Origin of the sequence: Streptomyces sp. NPDC047079 (assembly GCF_040643755.1) — a bacterium.
In the GTDB taxonomy this organism is placed as follows: domain Bacteria; phylum Actinomycetota; class Actinomycetes; order Streptomycetales; family Streptomycetaceae; genus Streptomyces.
This window is the reverse complement of record NZ_JBEYUZ010000012.1, coordinates 94,787-111,502: the sequence shown is the minus strand read 5'-3', so window position 1 is coordinate 111,502 and position 16,716 is coordinate 94,787. Positions and strand designations below refer to the sequence as shown.

Sequence of the window (16,716 nt, the reverse complement as noted above, 5' to 3'; positions counted from 1 at the left end):
CTCCTCGATCCTCCCGGACACCCGTCGAGCCTTCATCCCGGCCGCGGGGATTTCACTGCGCTGGTCGTCACCGCTCGGCTCCTCCCCTGGTTCACGTCCTGGTTCCGTTCTCGGTTCCGTTCTCGGTTCCGTTCTCGGTTCCGTTCTCGGTTCCTCGCAGGCCTGTCCTTGTTGTTTCCAGCCCCTCCGCCAGGAGCTCCGCCAGGTGACGCGCCCTGCGGCCCGCCAGGTGTTCCAGCTGGGTGCGGCAGGAGAAGCCGTCCGCGAGGACCACCGCGTCCCCGGGCGCCGACCGCACCGTCGGGAGCAGCTGCTCCTCCGCGCAGGCGACCGAGACCTCGTAGTGGCCCCTCTCGAAGCCGAAGTCGCCGGCCAGCCCGCAGCAGCCGCCGCTCAGCTCTCCGGTCAGGCCGGCCGCCGCGCGCAGCCGCCGGTCGGCCGCGTCGCCCAGGACGGCGTGCTGATGGCAGTGGGTCTGGCCGACCACCGGGCCGTCCAGCGGCGGGGGTGTCCAGTGCGGGGCGAACCGTTCCAGGGCTTCCGCGAACGTCACCACCGCCGCCGCCAGCCGGGCCGCACGCGGGTCGGCGTGCAGCAGCTCGGGCAGGTCGGTGCGCAGGGCGGCGGCGCAGCTCGGCTCGAGGACGACCACCGGGAGACCGGCCGCCAGGACCGGTTCCATCAGATCGAGGGTGCGGCGCATGACGGCGCGGGCGCGGTCGAGCTGGCCCGTGGAGACATAGGTCAGGCCGCAGCAGACCCGGCCGTGCCGGGAGGGCAGCGGGACGCGCCGGGCCCGCGCCACCGGCGGCAGGAGCACACGCAGGCCCGCCGCCCGCAGCACCCGTACGGCGGCCTTGCCGACGGACGGCGACAGATGCTCGGTGAAGGTGTCCGGCCACAGGACGACCCGTGCGCCATAGGGTGCCCCGGTGCCCGCGCCGTCCCGCCGCGCCGCCTGGCGCCCCCACCACCGGCTGAACGTCTCGCGTGCCAGGCGCGGTATCGGCCGCTCGGGCGCGATCCCGGCCAGCCGCCTGGCGAAGGCGGCGGCCGGGCGCAGGGACGCGAGCGCGTTGACCGCCGGGGCCGTGCGCGTGCGGGCGACGGCCCGCAGCCACACCGGCAGCCACCCCATCGCATAGTGCGCGGCCGGTCTGCGCCGCCCCGCGTAGTGGTGGTGCAGGAACTCCGCCTTGTAGGTGGCCATGTCGACGCCGACCGGGCAGTCCGTGCGGCAGCCCTTGCAGGACAGGCACAGGTCCAGGGCGTCCCGTACCTCCGTGGAACGCCAGCCGTCGGTGATCACCTCGCCCGCCAGCATCTCGTGCAGCAGCCGGGCCCGCCCACGCGTGGAGTGCTCCTCCTCGCCGGTCGCCCGGAACGAGGGGCACATCACGCCCGCGCCGGACACCGTCTTGGTACGGCACTTGGCGACGCCCACGCAGCGCCGGACGGCGGCCGAGAAGTCGCCGCCGTCCGCCGGGTAGCCGAAGGAGACGTCCACGGGTTCGCGGGGCAGCACCGCGAACCGGAGGTTGGCATCCAGGGGGGCCGGGCGGACCAGCATCCCGGGGTTCAGCAGGTCGTCCGGGTCCCAGACGCCCTTCGCCCGCTCGAACAGAGCGACCAGATCCGGGCCGTACATCGCCGGAAGCAGCTCGGCCCGGGCCTGCCCGTCGCCGTGCTCGCCGGAGAGCGAGCCGCCGTGGGAGACGACCAGGGCGGCGAGTTCCTCGGAGAAGCGGCGGAAGCGGGTGACGCCCGCGGGCGAGAGCAGGTCGAAGTCGATGCGGACGTGGATGCAGCCGTCCCCGAAGTGCCCGTACGGCGCCCCGTGCAGACGGTGTTCGGCGAGCAGGCGCCTGAAGTCCCGGAGGTACTCCCCGAGGCGCGCCGGGGGCACCGCGCAGTCCTCCCAGCCCGGCCATGCCTCCGCGCCCCCGGGCATCCGGGTCGCCGTACCGCTCGCGTCCTCGCGCAGCCGCCACAGCGCGCGCTGCCCGGCCGGGTCCGTGACCACCACGGCGTCCGTGACATCCGCCGCCCGTACGATCGCCCTGGCCCGCGCGCGTGCCTCGGCCGGGGTCGCGCCGCCCGTCTCCACGAACAGCCAGGCGCCGCCGCGCGGCAGCCAAGCCGACGCCGGTACGAGGTCGGCGGCCATGCCCTCCACGGTCAGCGGGCCCCACGGCAGCAGTCCGGCCGCCGCCTGGGCCGCCGCGCTCTCGTCCGCGTACGCCAGCACGGCCAGGGCATGGGCGCGCGGCTTTTCGACGAGGTCCACGACCGCCTGTGTCAGCACGCCGAGTGTGCCCTCCGAGCCGCAGAAGGAGCGGGCCACGTCCGCGCCGTTCTCGGGGAGCAGGGCGTCCAGCGCGTACCCGGAGATGCGGCGCGGGAGGACCGGATATCCCGTGCGCAGCAGCGCCAACTCCCTTTCCGCCAGGGCCAGCAGGCCCGCGGGCGCGCCCCGCCCGGCACGGCCCGGCGTGAGCGCCTCCCCGCGCGCGGTGAGCACCGACAGCTCGCGCACGCTGTCCGCCGTGGTGCCCCAGGCCACGGAGTGGGAGCCGCACGCGTTGTTGCCGATCATTCCGCCGAGGGTGCAGCGGGCGTGGGTGGAGGGATCCGGGCCGAAGCGCAGCCCGTGCGGGGCGGCGGCCTCCTGGAGACGGTCCAGGACGACACCGGGCTGGACCACCGCCGTGCGGGCCTCGGGGTCGAGGGACACGATCCGGTTCATGAACCGGGTGAAGTCGAGCACCACGCCTGTGCCCGTCGCCTGCCCGGCGATCGACGTGCCGCCCCCGCGGGCGACCACCGGCACGGCGTGCGCCCGGCACACGCTGAGCACGGCCGCCACGTCGTCCGCGTCCCGGGGAGCGACCACGCCGAGCGGCACCCGCCGGTAGTTCGACGCGTCCATGGTGTGCAGCGCCCGCGCCGTCGCCCTGAAGTCGACGACGCCGCGCACAGCGGCGCCCAGTTCCGCACGCAGCGCGGCGGCGTCCACGTCCCCGGCCCCCGGCCGCGGCTCCTCGGGATCCGTCATGCTCCCAGAATGCCCCCGGCGACGGACAGTGACCGTCCCCGGGCGCATCGGACGCGTCCCTTAGGACGTCCCCTCGGCTGTCCGACGGGAGGAGAAGGCGCACGGCCCGACCGCGGGTGCCTGCGACATCACCCGGGAAACAAAGAACCGGCACATCTCCTTCGGCCCCGGTCCGCGCCCGGCGCGGGCCCACGCGGATCCCCGGTCGCGGGCCGGGGTCCCCCGTGCTTCCTCACAACTCCGCGGGCCGGAGGGCGTCGTCTCATCGAACGGACACGTTTCCGTCCGGTTTCTCCGAAGAGATACCCTCCGGCTCGTGGCTGACATCCAGATTCCTGCTGACCTCAAGCCCGCTGACGGCCGTTTCGGCGCGGGTCCCTCCAAGGTGCGGGTGGAGGCGCTGGACGCCCTCGCCGCCACGGGTAGCTCCCTGCTCGGCACGTCCCACCGCCAGGCCCCGGTCAAGAACCTGGTCGGCAAGGTGCGCGAGGGGATCCGCGACCTCTTCCAGCTCCCCGACGGCTACGAGGTCATCCTCGGCAACGGCGGCTCCACCGCTTTCTGGGACATCGCGACCCACGGTCTGATCGAGAACAAGTCGCAGCACCTCAGCTTCGGCGAGTTCTCCTCCAAGTTCGCCAAGGCCGCGAAGCTCGCCCCCTGGCTCGCCGAGCCCACGGTCCTGTCCTCCGCCCCCGGAACGCACCCCGAGGCCGAGGCGGAGGAGGGCGTCGACGTCTACGCCTTCACCCACAACGAGACGTCCACGGGCGTCGCGATGCCGATCAAGCGCGTCGCGGGCGCCGACGAAGGTTCCCTGGTCCTGGTGGACGCGACCTCCGGCGCGGGCGGCCTCCCGGTCGACATCGCCGAGACCGATGTCTACTACTTCGCCCCGCAGAAGTCCTTCGCCTCCGACGGCGGCCTGTGGATCGGTGTGTTCTCCCCGGCCGCGATCGAGCGCGCCGAGCGGATCCACGCCTCCGGCCGCCATGTCCCGGAGTTCTTCAGCCTTCCCACGGCGATCGACAACTCCCGCAAGAACCAGACGTACAACACCCCGGCCCTCGCCACCCTGTTCCTGCTCGACCAGCAGCTGGAGTGGCTGAACGGCCAGGGCGGCCTGGACTTCGCGGTCCGCCGCACCGCCACCTCCGCCCGGACGCTGTACGGCTGGGCCGAGGACGTCAAGTTCGCGACCCCGTTCGTCGCCGACCCGGCCAAGCGCTCCCAGGTCATCGGCACGATCGACTTCTCCGACGAGATCGACGCGTCGGCGGTCGCCAAGGTGCTGCGCGCCAACGGCATCGTGGACACCGAGCCGTACCGCAAGCTCGGCCGCAACCAGCTGCGCATCGCGATGTTCCCGGCGGTCGACCCGGCGGACGTCGAGGCACTGACCAAGTGCGTCGACTATGTGATCGAGAAACTCTGACCGTCTCGCCGTTCACGTCGCCAAGGGGCGCCCGATCCTGAACCGGGCGCCCCTCGGCCGTCTCTACGGCTTCCGGCGAAGCAGCCGTTTGAGGCCGAGGACCAGCGCCAGGCCCACGGCCAGCACCACGGCACCGACCTTGTAGTCGGCGGTCGGCGGTGTGCCGTTGCCCGAGCCGGCCCGTGGGGTGCCGTTCCCCGAGGGAGACACGGAACCACCGGCTCCGTGGTTGCCGGGCACGCTCCCGGGCTGCACCGGGCTGTCGCCGCCCTCGCTCCCGTACAGGAGCTTCGAGCCGTCGACGGTGTAGGTGACCGACTCGCCCTGCCTTTGCAGGGGCACGTCGAGGCGGGCCTGCCGTGTGATCCGCCCGCTGTTCCAGGCGTAGGCGATACCGCCGAAGTAGCCGCGCACCGCAAGCTGTCGGCCGTCGGGCGAGAAGGCGGCGTCGGTGGCCCACAGGTCGACGGCGGCGACGGGCCGGAAGACGTTCGTCCCGGTGGACGACAGCGTGGCCGGACCCTCGTAGAGGTGCCCGCCGTCCTCCTTCTTGTCGATGATGTAGATCCGCCCCGTCCTCGGATGCACCACGAGGGACTCGGCGTCCCGGGGGCCGTCCGCGTACTTCACGACGTACTGGGTGGCGCGGACCGTCTGGTCCTTCAGCACCTTCGGCTCGGGCAGCCGGTAGATCCACACATAGGGCCACCGGCCGCCGAAGTTGTCGCCGATGTCACCGACGTAGATCTCGTTGCCCGGGCCGATGGAGATCGCCTCGACGTCGCGGGGCGTGCCGACGCCGCGGAGGGTGACGGTGGCGACGGTCTTCCCGGTGCGGCCGTCCACGGCGTAGAGGTACGGGCCGTCGTCGCTGTCGTTGTGGGTCCAGTAGACCCCGGGGTGGAGACGCGAGGCGGCGAGCCCGCTGGACTCGCTGATCCGGGGGTCCTTGATGGTGAAGCCGCCGTCACCGTCGGCGGAGGCGGGCGCGGCGCACACACCGACGAGAAGGGCCCCGGCAAGGAACGCGAGCGATCGACGCATTCCCCAAGCCTGCCATCCGGCGCCGTCGTTCAGCGGCAGGGCGGGTCCGGCCGCCGGCGCCGGGCGGGGTGTCGATCCTCACACCGGCCCCGCCCCATACGTCCCCCCTGCGGCCCACGGTGATCGTCCATGATGTGCGGATGCTCAGGTTCATGCCCGTAGGCGACTCCATGACGATCGGCAGCGCGGGCGAGCACACGTGGCGCTACCGGCTGTGGCGGCACCTGTGCGCGACGTACGACGGCCCGTTCTCACTCGTCGGCCCGCGCGAGACGCTGTACGACAAGGCCACGGACACGCCCACGTCGTACGCCTACGCCGATCCCGGCTTCCCGCGCGGCCACCTCGCGGGCTGGGGCGAGGGCTGGGTGCACATGGCGCCGCTGATCGGCGGGGCCGTACGGGAGTCACGGGCGGACGTGCTGCTGGTCTCCCTCGGCCTGATCGACCTCGGCTTCTACACGAACGCCGAGCAGACCGCGGAGAACGTACGGAAGTTCGTGGCGGAGGCCCGGCGGGCCAACCCGCGCATCCACATGGTCATGCTGCCGGTGATCCCGAACATCCGGGCCGAGACGGAGGCCCCGTTCGGGGCCCAGGTCGCGTCCTTCAACGAGCTTCTGGTGAAGACGGTGACGGACCTCGACGAGCCGGGCTCACCGATTCTGGCGGCCTCGCCCCCGCCGTCGTACGACATCCACCGGGACACCTACGACGGCACGCACCCGAACGCGAGCGGCGAGCACAAGATCGCGGAGGCGTTCGTGGAGGCGATGTACCAGGGGTGGGGGATCGCACAGCCTTACGAGGCCGGAACGGATTGACCGAATACCGACGCGCCCTGGTCACCGTGCGTGTCGTTGTACTGCGCGGCTGCACTCGTGCGGAGGGTGGCCGGGGAGGAGCGCCACCATGACCGTCCTGGAAGACAGGATCGAGATCGAGATGGCCGACACAAACGTCGAGCGCCTGGACCAGTGGTTCAAGCGGCTTGAGCGGATGCCCGTCCCCGAGGGTTACAAGGTTGAGATCGTGGGGGGCAGTGTCTTCATGACGCCGCAGCGGGACATCCGCTGGGAAACCATTCGCGAGATCCTCTGGGCGCTCGAGGACCACTTCGGGAGGAGGCGCGCACGGGTGTTCTCGGACGTCCGCATCGACTTTCCCGGCCTGGAAAACGGCTTTTGCCCCGATGTGGCCAAGCTACGCGAAGGCGCCACAAAGGACGACGAGGGTCGCTGGCGGTACGGAGACGTCGAGTTCATCGCCGAAGTCATCTCGAACGGGACGGCCCGGAACGACTACGGTCCCAAGAAGACCGCCTACGCACTCGCCGAAGTCCCCGTGTACCTCATCGCCGACCCCTACCAGGGCGCATGCCACGTGTACACCGAGCCGAAAGAGGGCGATCACGTGCGAGCTGCGCGTCGACTACGGAACCGATGTCGATATGACCACCACCCCCCTCGGCCTCACCCTCAGAACCGACGACTTCCCCCGCGACTGACCGGCCTTCGCCCAACGCCCCTTGCCTGGAGCGCACTCCACGCCGTTGGCTAGGCAGTCATGGAATACACGCAGCTCGGACGCACGGGACTCAAGGTCAGCCGGCTCGTCCTCGGGACCATGAACTTCGGCCCGCAGACCGAGGAGGCCGACAGTCACGCGATCATGGACGCGGCGCTGGACGCGGGCATCAACTTCTTCGACACCGCCAACGTGTACGGCTGGGGCGAGAACAAGGGCCGTACCGAGAGGATCATCGGCAACTGGTTCGCCAAGGGCGGCGAACGGCGCGACAAGGTCGTGCTCGCCACCAAGGTGTACGGCAACATGGCGGCGGACGGCGATGTCTGGCCCAACCACGACAAGCTCTCCGCGCTCAACATCCGGCGGGCGGTGGACGCCAGCCTCCAGCGGCTGAAGACCGACTACATCGACCTGTACCAGTTCCACCACGTCGACCGGAACACTCCCTTCGAGGAGATCTGGCAGGCCATCGACGTCCTGGTCCAGCAGGGGAAGATCCTCTACGCCGGATCCAGCAACTTCCCCGGGTACAAGATCGCCCAGGCCAACGAGATCGCCGCCCGCCGCCACGGCACGATCGGCCTCGTCAGCGAGCAGTGCCTGTACAACCTCTACGAGCGCCGCGCCGAGATGGAGGTCATCCCGGCCGCGCAGGACTACGGACTCGGGGTCATCCCGTGGTCGCCGCTGCACGGCGGACTGCTGGGCGGTGTCATCAAGAAGGAGGTGGAGGGCGGCCGCCGGGCCGGTGGCCGGACCGCCGAGGCGCTCGCCGACCCCGCCGTCCGGACGCGGATCCAGGCCTACGAGGACCTGCTCGACAAGCACGGTGTCGAGCCCGGCGAGGCGGCCCTCGCCTGGCTGCTGACCCGCCCCGGTGTCACCGGCCCCATCGTCGGCCCGCGCACCGCCGGGCAGCTGGAGTCGGCGCTGCGGGCGGTCGAGCTGGAGCTCTCGGAGGAGGTTCTGGCCGGCCTCGAGGAGATCTTCCCGGGGACCGGACCGTCACCGGAGGCATTCGCCTGGTGAGCCGACACGGCTACCGGCAGGACTGGACGGCCGCGCTCCGCATCACCTGCCGAGCGCGGCCGCCACGGCTACGACGGCGAACATCAGCACAAGCGCACCGGCCATGATCCGGTTCCGGGTTTTCGGGTCCACGTCTTCGAGACTAACCGCCCCGTCCTACGATCCTTCCGCCGGACCGTGCCCCACGGGCCCGAGCGGCCAGCGGGCGACCGGCTCGTAGCGGGGCTGCTCGCCGGGCACCCCGGACTTCGGCAGGTGGCTGCGGACCAGGACCAGCGCGTCCACCGTCCAGGGCCGGCTGCGGAAGCCGCGCAGGGCATCGACGCAAGGGCGTACGTCCACCGCGTCCCGGCTTCGCGCCAGCGTCAGGTGGGCCTGGTAGCGACGGTGCTCCCCCATCGGTACGCCCGCCTTCCGCGCCGCCGCCTCCGAGCGCTCGGCCAGCAGCCGCAGGGTGGGCAGGTCGCCCTCCGCGCCCGTCCACAGCGCCCGCCCGCGCCCGAACTGTCCGCCTCCCCGCAGCGCGAGCGGGAAGGACGGCGTGCGGCGGGCCGTGCGCTCCAGGCGTGCCGAGAGATCCGGTACGACCTCCTCGTCGACCTCACCGTAGAAGGCGAGGGTGAAGTGCCAGCCGGGGCGGCCGGTCCAGCGCAGTCCGTCCGCCCCCGGCAGCCGCTTCAATGCGGCCACCTCGCGGGCGAGTTCGTGGGTCACGTCCTCGGGTGGCAGCAGCGCGGCGAAGAGTCTCATACGACCAGTCTCCCCGGCGCACACCCGCACGCCCGGTGTCTCCCGGTCACCGTACGTATCGTTGCGCCGCTGCGCGCGACTGACCCGGGGCCCCCGGCAGCCGGGGGCCCCGGGCTACGCCGCCGTCGCCAGCTCTTCCTGCCGCTCCCGTGGGACGAAGCGGACCTCCGGGTGGCCGTGGCTCCAGCCGACCGACAGGCGCAGGCCGCCGGCCCGGGCCAGGACGAGGCCGATCGTCGCGGCCGCCGCCAGCGAGATCACACCGCCCGCCGCGAAGCCCATCCGGGCGCCGTATGCGTCCGTGATCCAGCCGACCAGGGGCGCCCCCAGGGGCGTACCGCCCATGAAGACCATCATGAACAGGGCCATGACGCGGCCCCGCATCGCCGGATCGGTGCCCATCTGGACGGTCGTGTTCGCCGTGACGTTCACCGTGAGTCCGAAGATCCCGATCGGGACCATCAGCAGCGCGAACAGCCACAGCGAGGGGGCCCCGGCCGCCACGGTCTCCAGCGCGCCGAACAGCGCCGCCGCCCCGATCAGCACCCGCAGCCGGGCCGTGCCGCGGCGGGCGGCGAGCAGCGCGCCGGTCAGCGAGCCGAGCGCCATCAGCGTGTTGAAGAGGCTGTAGGCGCCGGCGCCCGCGTGGAAGACGTCGTCCGCGTACGCCGACAGCCACACCGGGAAGTTGAAGCCGAAGGTGCCGATGAAGCCGACCAGGACGATCGGCCAGATCAGCTCCGGGTGTCCGGCGACATAGCGCAGCCCCTCGCGGAGCTGGCCCTTGCCGCGCGGGGCGCGTTCCACGACCTGCAGCTCGCGGGCGCGCATCAGCAGCAGCCCGGCGATGGGGGCGAGGAAGGACAGGCCGTTGAACAGGAAGGCCCAGCCCGTGCCGACGCCGGTGATCAGGACGCCCGCGACGGCGGGGCCGACCAGGCGGGCGGACTGGAAGTTCGCCGAGTTCAGGCTGACCGCGTTCTGAAGCTGCCGGGGGCCGACCATCTCCGAGACGAAGGACTGACGGGCGGGGTTGTCCAGGACCGTGGCGAGTCCGACGGCGAAGGCGGCGACGTACACATGCCAGACGTGGACGTGGCCCGAGAGTGTCAGGAAGGCAAGGACGAGGCCCGTGGCACCCATAGCGGACTGCGTGACCAGCAGGGTCGGGCGCTTGGGGAGCCGGTCGACGAGGACGCCGCCGTACAGCCCGAAGAGGAGCATCGGCAGGAATTGCAGTGCCGTGGTGACGCCGACGGCGGTGGAGGAGCCGGTCAGGCTCAGCACCAGCCAGTCCTGCGCGATGCGCTGCATCCAGGTGCCGGTGTTGGAGACGACCTGGCCCAGGAAGAAGAGCCGGTAGTTCCGCACGCGCAGGGAGCTGAACATCGAGGACTTGCCGGTCGCCGCCCGTTCGGCGGGATCGGGGCTCCCGGAATCCGTGGGGGGCTCGGGGCGGTCGGGGCGGTCGGAGAGGGCGGACGGGGGGTAGTGGGTGGCTGGTGCGGGGGCGGAAGCTGCTCCGGTTCCCGTACTCAAAGGGGTTCGCCTCCTTGCGATGACGGCTTCGTACGTACGCGGGTGGGGCCGCGTCCGGCGGGGTGGGCGTCCGCGGGGACGCCCACCGTCACAGGTGCGCGAGCTTTTCCAGGACGGGAGCGGCCGCGCGGACCTTCTCCCACTCGTCCTCGTCCAGGCCCTCGATCAGGCCGGCCAGAAACGCGTTCCGCTTGCGGCGGCTCTCCTCGAGCATCGCCTCGGCCCGCTCGGTCGGGGTGACCACCTTCTGGCGCCTGTCCTCGGGGTGCGGCTCCAGCCTGACCAGTCCCTTGCTCTCCAGCAGTGCCACGATGCGGGTCATCGAGGGCGGCTGGACGTGTTCCTTGCGGGCGAGCTCGCCGGGGGTGGCGGAGCCGCAGCGGGACAGGGTGCCGAGCACCGACATCTCGGTCGGGCTCAGCGACTCGTCGACCCGCTGGTGCTTGAGGCGGCGCGAGAGGCGCATCACAGCGGAGCGGAGAGCGTTCACGGCGGCAGCGTCGTCGCCATGGGTCAGGTCAGCCATGCTCTTTAGGGTAACTCATTACTTTCCCTAAAGACCACCGCGACGTCCCGCCGCGCGCGTGACCCCGGCCACGGCGGGCTGTACATCCGAGGGCCGCCCGGGAAGCTCCATGCCGCACAGATCACCCGAAGGAGTGATCCGGCGCGGGAACATGACGCACCGCCCGTCCGGATCCGGCAACCCTCGTACGCATGGGGACCAGCGTGCTCAGCGTGCGGCTGGACAGGGAGCTGCTCGAACGGCTCCGCCGGCACGCCGCCAGAAGAGGAATGAGCGTCCAGGACTATGTCGCCCGGACGCTCATTCGCGATGACTTCGACGAGCGGTTCCAGGCCGCCGTCGAGGAGACGGAGAGGTTCTACGGGGTCACCTGACCCCGCGGGAAGCCGGTCAGGTCAGACCCAGCGCCGGCATCAGGTAGTAGAAGGCGAACACCGACGCCACCGCATACATCGCGGCGGGGATCTCACGGGCGCGGCCGGCGGCCAGGCGCAGGACCACGAAGGTGATGAAGCCCATGCCGATGCCGTTCGTGATCGAGTACGTGAAGGGCATCGCCATCATGGTCACGAACGCCGGGATCGCGATCGTGTAGTCCGCCCAGTCGATCTCCTTGACCGAGTTGGACAGGATCAGGAAACCGACCGCGACCAGGGCCGGGGTGGCCGCCTGGGACGGGACCATCGTGGCGACCGGAGTGAGGAAGAGGGCCACGGCGAAGAGGGCACCCGTGACGACGTTCGCGAAGCCTGTGCGCGCGCCCTCACCGACGCCGGCCGTGGACTCCACGAAGCAGGTGGTGGCCGAGGAGGAGCTGGCACCGCCCGCCGCGACCGCGATGCCGTCGACGAGGAGCACCTTGTTGATGCCGGGCATGTAGCCCTCGGCATCGGTCAGCTTGGCCTCGTCGCCGATGCCCATGATCGTGCCCATCGCGTCGAAGAAGCACGACAACAGGACCGTGAAGACGAACAGGATTCCGGTCAGGACGCCGACCTTGCCGAAGCCGCCGAACAGGCTGACCTTGCCGATCAGGCCGAAGTCGGGGGTGGCGACCGGGTTGCCCGGCCACTTCGGGACGGTCAGCCCCCAGGAGGGGATCGTGGCGGCCGCGTTGAGGACCAGCGCGAGCACCGTCATCGCGACGATCGAGATCAGGATGGCGCCCGGCACCTTGCGGACGATCAGCGCGAAGGTGAGCAGCGTGCCGAGCACGAAGACCAGGACGGGCCAGCCGTTCAGATGGCCGCCGACGCCGAGCTGGAGCGGGACCGTGGTCTGCGCGACGTCCGGGATGCGGGTGACGAAACCGGAGTCGACAAGCCCGATCAGCATGATGAACAGGCCGATGCCGATGGAGATGCCCTTGCGCAGACCGAGCGGCACGGCGTTCATCACCCGCTCGCGCAGACCGGAGGCGACCAGCAGCATCACCACGAGGCCCGCCAGGACGACCATGCCCATCGCGTCCGGCCACGACATGCGCGGCGCGAGCTGCAGGGCGACGACCGTGTTCACGCCGAGACCGGCCGCCAGGGCGATCGGGACGTTTCCGATCACACCCATCAGCAGCGTGCTGAAGGCGGCGGTCAGGGCGGTGGCGGTGACCAGCTGGCCGTGGTCCAGGTGGTGCCCGTACATGTCCTTCGCGCTGCCCAGGATGATCGGGTTCAGCACGATGATGTACGCCATCGCGAAGAAGGTGGCGAAACCGCCCCGGATCTCACGGGGGAGCGTGCTGCCCCGCTCGGAGATCTTGAAGTAGCGGTCGAGGGCACCGGACGGCGGTCGGGTGCCCGGCTGCTGGGGGGCGGCCTTTGCGGGGGCCGAGGTGGACATGCGGGACCTCAGGGGTGCGGGGGGCTGCGGACGGACGCGAACAAACGTGATCGAGTCTTGCCTTCGCCCGATCACCTCAACGGGCTTCTCCACTTGCCGTTGGTGTTTCGTACGAATATAAGCAGCCAGACTCAAACCGTTTCAGTATGAACATATAAGCCGTAGATCGCTATCTCCGCGCGTAGACCCTTGGCGCGCAAGGGCCGGGGTCCGCCCCGTCGGCGGCGCCCGCCCCCTCGTAAGCTGTGCGCATGGCGAAGTGGACCCCGAAGCACGAGGCGCCGGAGCCCCTGGAGGGCCCCGTGGTCGCCACCATCACCGGCGGCACGATCCTCTGGTTCGTTCTCTTCCTGGTCCAGCTGCCGTTCTACGGCTGGTTCGCCGACCACGGACACACCTGGTGGCTGTGGACATGCCTGGCGGGCGCGGGCCTCGGCTGCATCGGCATCTGGTACGTGCGCAGGCGGGACGCCGCCATCAAGAGGGCCGCCGCCGAGCGGTGACCCGGGCGCCGCGTACAACCACCGCACGAGAGGCGTCCTCCCGGGGTCGGATCTTTGAAGCGCTCAAGGGGTGAAGGCGCAAATCCGCACGTACCGTCGAATGCATGACGCACATCGACGCGGGCGCCGAACTCGATCCCGTGCACCCCGTCCCCGCACCCGGGCTGACGCGAGGACTGTCCGCCGCCGAGGTGGCCGAGCGGGTCGCGCGGGGCGACGTCAACGACATCCCCGTCCGCAGCAGCCGCTCCCTGGGCGAGATCGTCCGCGCCAACGTCTTCACCCGCTTCAACGCGATCATCGGCGCGCTCTGGCTGATCATGCTGTTCGTGGCGCCGTTCCAGGACAGCCTCTTCGGCTACGTGATCATCGCCAACACCGCCATCGGCGTCATCCAGGAGTGGCGCGCCAAGAAGACCCTGGACTCGCTGGCGGTGATCGGCGAGGCGAGGCCCACGGTGCGCCGGGACGGGATCGCCGGCGAGGTCGGCACCTCGGAGATCGTGCTCGACGACATCATCGAGATCGGACCGGGCGACAAGATCGTGGTCGACGGTACGTGCGTCGAGACCGACGGACTGGAGATCGACGAGTCGCTGCTGACCGGTGAGGCCGACCCCGTCGTCAAACGCGCCGGGGCCCCCGTCATGTCCGGGAGCTTCGTCGTCGCCGGCAGCGGCGCCTTCCGGGCGACCAAGGTGGGACGCGAGGCCTACGCCGCCCAGCTCGCCGAGGAGGCGTCCCGGTTCACGCTCGTCGACTCCGAGCTGCGCAGCGGTATCTCCACGATCCTCAAGTACGTGACGTGGATGATGGTCCCGACCGCGATCGGCCTCATCGTCAGCCAGACCGTGGTCAAACACTACGGATTCAAGGACTGCCTGGCCCGCACGGTCGGCGGCATCGTGCCGATGGTCCCCGAGGGGCTCGTCCTGCTCACCTCCGTGGCCTTCGCCATCGGCGTCATCCGGCTCGGGCGCAAACAGGTCCTCGTCCAGGAACTGCCCGCCATCGAGGGCCTCGCCCGCGTCGACACCGTCTGCCTGGACAAGACGGGCACGCTCACCGAGGGCGGCATGGACGTCACCGAGCTGCGCCCGCTCCAGGGCGCCGACGAGACGTATCTGCGCAAGGTCCTCGGCGCGCTCGGGGAGGCCGACCCGCGTCCGAACGCCTCCCTCCGGGCGATCATCGACGCCTACCCGGACAGCGAGGACTGGCGCTGCACCGAGGCCCTGCCCTTCTCCTCCGCCCGCAAGTACAGCGGCGCGTCCTTCAGCGAGGGCAACGGGGAGGCCAGCACCTGGCTCCTGGGCGCCCCGGACGTCCTGCTGAACCCCGACGACCCGGCCCTGGCCGAGACCGAGCGCCTCAACGAGCAGGGGCTGCGCGTGCTGCTGCTGGCCCGCGCCTCCCGGGACCTGGACGACCCCCGGGTCAAGGACGGCACGCGGCCCGCCGCCCTGGTCGTACTCGAGCAGCGGCTGCGCCCGGACGCCGCCGACACCCTGCGCTACTTCGCCGACCAGAACGTCCGCGCCAAGGTGATCTCCGGTGACAACGCGGTGTCCGTGGGCGCGGTCGCCGGGAAGCTCGGTATCGCCGGGGAGGTCGTGGACGCCCGCCGCCTGCACCCGAACCAGGCGGAGATGGCCAAGTCGCTGGACAAGGGCACGGTCTTCGGGCGGGTCACCCCGCAGCAGAAGCGGGACATGGTGGGCGCCCTCCAGTCACGTGGGCACACGGTGGCGATGACGGGCGACGGTGTGAACGACGTCCTCGCGCTCAAGGACGCGGACATCGGCGTCTCGATGGGGTCGGGCTCGGAGGCGACGCGGGCCGTGGCGCAGATCGTGCTCCTCGACAACAGCTTCGCGACGCTGCCGTCGGTGGTCGGCGAGGGCCGGCGGGTGATCGGGAACATCACCCGGGTCGCCACGCTCTTCCTGGTGAAGACGGTCTACTCGGTGCTGCTGGCGGTGCTGGTGGTGTGCTGGCAGGTGGAGTACCCGTTCCTGCCCCGGCACCTGACCCTGCTGTCGACGCTGACGATCGGCGTGCCGGCGTTCTTCCTGGCGCTGGCTCCCAACAAGGAACGGGCCAGGCCGCACTTCGTACGGCGGGTCATGCGGTACTCGATCCCGGGCGGGGTCATGGCGGCCGTCGCGACCTTCGTGACGTATCTGATCGCCCGGCACCACTACACGGGCCCCGGCTCGCTGGCGGCGGAGACCAGCGCGGCGACCCTCACGCTCTTCCTGGTCTCGATGTGGGTCCTGGCGATCGTCGCCCGCCCCTACACCTGGTGGCGGATCGCCCTGGTGGCCACGATGGGCCTGGCGTTCCTGTGCGTCCTGGCCGTACCCGCGTTGCAGCACTTCTTCGCGCTGAGGCTGGTGGGCGTCACGGTCCCCTGGATCGCGGTGGGCACGGCGGCGGTGGCGGCGGCCGCCCTGGAGTTCGTCTGGAAGTGGGTCGACCGCCGCGTGCCCGCCTGAGGGTGCCTACACCGCGGGCCACATGGTCTTGCCGACCGCCAGCTTGCCCTTGCCGTCGCCCGCGTACCAGCGCAGGTCGCCGCTGCCCCACAGGGCGCCAGGTCCGCCTTGCCGTCGCCGTCGAAGTCGCCGCCGAGCACGGCACGCATGCTGCCCCAGCTCTTGTCGGATCGCCCGTCACCGTCGCACAGATCGCCGACATTACGCTGCCGGTTCCCGGAATTCGGCGACTCGTGTTCATCCCGAAGGCCGTGGAGTGAGTTACCTGACCGGACGGTCCCCGGAACGCGGCCGCCCCGCCGGTAACCCGGCGGGGCGGCCATGGCGTGGCGGAGGCTTACCTCACGTCGACGAAGTCACCCGCGGCGTTGACCGCCGGGGTGGTCGAGGTGCCCGCGAAGGAGTACCGGTAGTAGCCGTCGACGGACGCCTTGACGGTCGTCTTCAGGGTGCCCGTGCTGTCCGTCTTGATGGTCTTCAGCGTGGTGTAGGTGTTGCTGCCCTTCTTGCGGAACTGAAGCTTCACCGACTGGCCGGTGTACCCGGCGTACTTGTTGGTCTCCCAGTTGGCGCGGGACAGCTTGCCCTTGACCGTGAGGGTCGCACCCTTCTTCACCGGCTCCGGCGACGCGTCGGTCGTCAGCGTCGAGTTGCGCTGGATCAGGGTCTTCCCGAGGTCGCCCTGCTCGGCGACGCCGATCTTGGTGACTTCGCGACGACCACGCGGTGGGACGGGGCGGCATCGGCGGCCTGCGCGGCCGGCACGGCGTAGGCGGAGAGGGCCAGGGCGCCGGAGACGGCGGCCACAGTGGCACGAGTGCGCATTGCGCTCCAGGTGGAGAAAGGGGCCCACGGGTCGGCTCACGCGGGGCCCTAGTGTCTGGGGAGTCTGTTGACTCGCATGATCAGATCGACGGAGGATTCGGAAGGTTGTGCGGGTCTGGAGCTTTTCTCGCCGGGCTCGCGGC

The 16,716-nt window shown here is 70.9% G+C and carries 13 protein-coding genes and 2 pseudogenes; 7 read left to right on the top strand and 8 right to left on the bottom strand.

The window, feature by feature from the left end; genetic code table 11:
• Positions 1-91 precede the first annotated feature (91 nt).
• A complete protein-coding gene (locus tag ABZ823_RS18015; RefSeq protein WP_361660627.1) occupies positions 92-3,055 on the bottom strand; it encodes an FAD-linked oxidase C-terminal domain-containing protein in 2,964 nt (987 codons plus the stop codon).
• A 316-nt stretch (positions 3,056-3,371) separates the two neighbouring features.
• Between ABZ823_RS18015 and serC the strand changes: the two genes are divergently transcribed.
• Positions 3,372-4,490, top strand: a complete 1,119-nt coding sequence (serC, locus tag ABZ823_RS18010; RefSeq protein ID WP_361660624.1) for a phosphoserine transaminase — start codon at positions 3,372-3,374, stop codon at positions 4,488-4,490.
• Positions 4,491-4,553: 63 nt separating this feature from the next.
• Here serC and ABZ823_RS18005 read toward each other — a convergent pair whose 3' ends face one another.
• Positions 4,554-5,534, bottom strand: a complete 981-nt coding sequence (locus tag ABZ823_RS18005; protein ID WP_361660622.1) for a WD40 repeat domain-containing protein — start codon at positions 5,532-5,534, stop codon at positions 4,554-4,556.
• 140 nt (positions 5,535-5,674) lie between these two features.
• Between ABZ823_RS18005 and ABZ823_RS18000 the strand changes: the two genes are divergently transcribed.
• The 3 genes and pseudogenes from ABZ823_RS18000 to ABZ823_RS17990 all read left to right on the top strand — a co-directional run bounded on the left by ABZ823_RS18000 (position 5,675) and on the right by ABZ823_RS17990 (position 8,093).
• A complete protein-coding gene (locus ABZ823_RS18000) occupies positions 5,675-6,358 on the top strand; it encodes an SGNH/GDSL hydrolase family protein (RefSeq protein ID WP_361660619.1) in 684 nt (227 codons plus the stop codon).
• Positions 6,359-6,446: 88 nt separating this feature from the next.
• Positions 6,447-7,041: pseudogene (locus tag ABZ823_RS17995) on the top strand (Uma2 family endonuclease).
• A gap of 59 nt (positions 7,042-7,100) precedes the next feature.
• Positions 7,101-8,093 (top strand): aldo/keto reductase, encoded by a 993-nt coding sequence (locus ABZ823_RS17990; protein WP_361660616.1) that lies wholly within the window; start codon positions 7,101-7,103, stop codon positions 8,091-8,093.
• A 156-nt stretch (positions 8,094-8,249) separates the two neighbouring features.
• Here the strand turns inward: ABZ823_RS17990 and thpR are convergent, their stop codons facing one another.
• The 3 genes from thpR to ABZ823_RS17975 all read right to left on the bottom strand — a co-directional run bounded on the left by thpR (position 8,250) and on the right by ABZ823_RS17975 (position 10,908).
• Positions 8,250-8,843, bottom strand: coding sequence for an RNA 2',3'-cyclic phosphodiesterase (gene thpR / locus ABZ823_RS17985; protein WP_361660614.1), 594 nt, complete (start codon positions 8,841-8,843; stop codon positions 8,250-8,252).
• A 114-nt stretch (positions 8,844-8,957) separates the two neighbouring features.
• Complete coding sequence (locus ABZ823_RS17980; protein ID WP_361660612.1) at positions 8,958-10,382, bottom strand: MFS transporter; 1,425 nt, start codon at positions 10,380-10,382, stop codon at positions 8,958-8,960.
• Between the two features lie 88 nt (positions 10,383-10,470).
• Positions 10,471-10,908, bottom strand: coding sequence for a MarR family transcriptional regulator (locus tag ABZ823_RS17975; protein WP_361660609.1), 438 nt, complete (start codon positions 10,906-10,908; stop codon positions 10,471-10,473).
• 191 nt (positions 10,909-11,099) lie between these two features.
• On the opposite strand from ABZ823_RS17975, the gene ABZ823_RS17970 reads away from it, so the two are divergent.
• Entirely contained in the window at positions 11,100-11,282 is a 183-nt protein-coding gene (locus tag ABZ823_RS17970) for a ribbon-helix-helix protein, CopG family (protein WP_361660606.1), read from the top strand.
• A 16-nt stretch (positions 11,283-11,298) separates the two neighbouring features.
• Here ABZ823_RS17970 and ABZ823_RS17965 read toward each other — a convergent pair whose 3' ends face one another.
• Entirely contained in the window at positions 11,299-12,747 is a 1,449-nt protein-coding gene (locus ABZ823_RS17965) for an NCS2 family permease (RefSeq protein WP_361660603.1), read from the bottom strand.
• 251 nt (positions 12,748-12,998) lie between these two features.
• Here ABZ823_RS17965 and ABZ823_RS17960 point away from each other — a divergent pair, with 251 nt between their 5' ends.
• Positions 12,999-13,250 (top strand): DUF2530 domain-containing protein, encoded by a 252-nt coding sequence (locus ABZ823_RS17960; RefSeq protein ID WP_361660601.1) that lies wholly within the window; start codon positions 12,999-13,001, stop codon positions 13,248-13,250.
• A gap of 104 nt (positions 13,251-13,354) precedes the next feature.
• A complete protein-coding gene (locus tag ABZ823_RS17955; RefSeq protein ID WP_361660598.1) occupies positions 13,355-15,748 on the top strand; it encodes an HAD-IC family P-type ATPase in 2,394 nt (797 codons plus the stop codon).
• A gap of 337 nt (positions 15,749-16,085) precedes the next feature.
• Here the strand turns inward: ABZ823_RS17955 and ABZ823_RS17950 are convergent.
• Together ABZ823_RS17950 and ABZ823_RS17945 are read right to left on the bottom strand one after the other, a co-directional pair.
• Positions 16,086-16,409 (bottom strand): annotated as a pseudogene (locus ABZ823_RS17950) (calcium-binding protein); the annotation flags it as partial.
• Positions 16,409-16,573, bottom strand: coding sequence for a hypothetical protein (locus ABZ823_RS17945; RefSeq protein ID WP_361660823.1), 165 nt, complete (start codon positions 16,571-16,573; stop codon positions 16,409-16,411). The pseudogene ABZ823_RS17950 and the gene ABZ823_RS17945, both read right to left, overlap by 1 nt.
• Positions 16,574-16,716 lie beyond the last annotated feature (143 nt).

Coding starts and splice junctions, on each gene's coding strand:
- ABZ823_RS17990 (WP_361660616.1), top strand. CDS start 7,101: ATGGAATACACGCAGCTCGGACGCACGGGACTCAAGGTCAGCCGGCTC.
- ABZ823_RS18015 (WP_361660627.1), bottom strand. CDS start 3,055: ATGACGGATCCCGAGGAGCCGCGGCCGGGGGCCGGGGACGTGGACGCC.
- thpR (WP_361660614.1), bottom strand. CDS start 8,843: ATGAGACTCTTCGCCGCGCTGCTGCCACCCGAGGACGTGACCCACGAA.
- ABZ823_RS17955 (WP_361660598.1), top strand. CDS start 13,355: ATGACGCACATCGACGCGGGCGCCGAACTCGATCCCGTGCACCCCGTC.
- ABZ823_RS18005 (WP_361660622.1), bottom strand. CDS start 5,534: ATGCGTCGATCGCTCGCGTTCCTTGCCGGGGCCCTTCTCGTCGGTGTG.
- ABZ823_RS17975 (WP_361660609.1), bottom strand. CDS start 10,908: ATGGCTGACCTGACCCATGGCGACGACGCTGCCGCCGTGAACGCTCTC.
- ABZ823_RS17960 (WP_361660601.1), top strand. CDS start 12,999: ATGGCGAAGTGGACCCCGAAGCACGAGGCGCCGGAGCCCCTGGAGGGC.
- ABZ823_RS18000 (WP_361660619.1), top strand. CDS start 5,675: ATGCTCAGGTTCATGCCCGTAGGCGACTCCATGACGATCGGCAGCGCG.
- ABZ823_RS17965 (WP_361660603.1), bottom strand. CDS start 12,747: ATGTCCACCTCGGCCCCCGCAAAGGCCGCCCCCCAGCAGCCGGGCACC.
- ABZ823_RS17970 (WP_361660606.1), top strand. CDS start 11,100: ATGGGGACCAGCGTGCTCAGCGTGCGGCTGGACAGGGAGCTGCTCGAA.
- ABZ823_RS17945 (WP_361660823.1), bottom strand. CDS start 16,573: ATGCGCACTCGTGCCACTGTGGCCGCCGTCTCCGGCGCCCTGGCCCTC.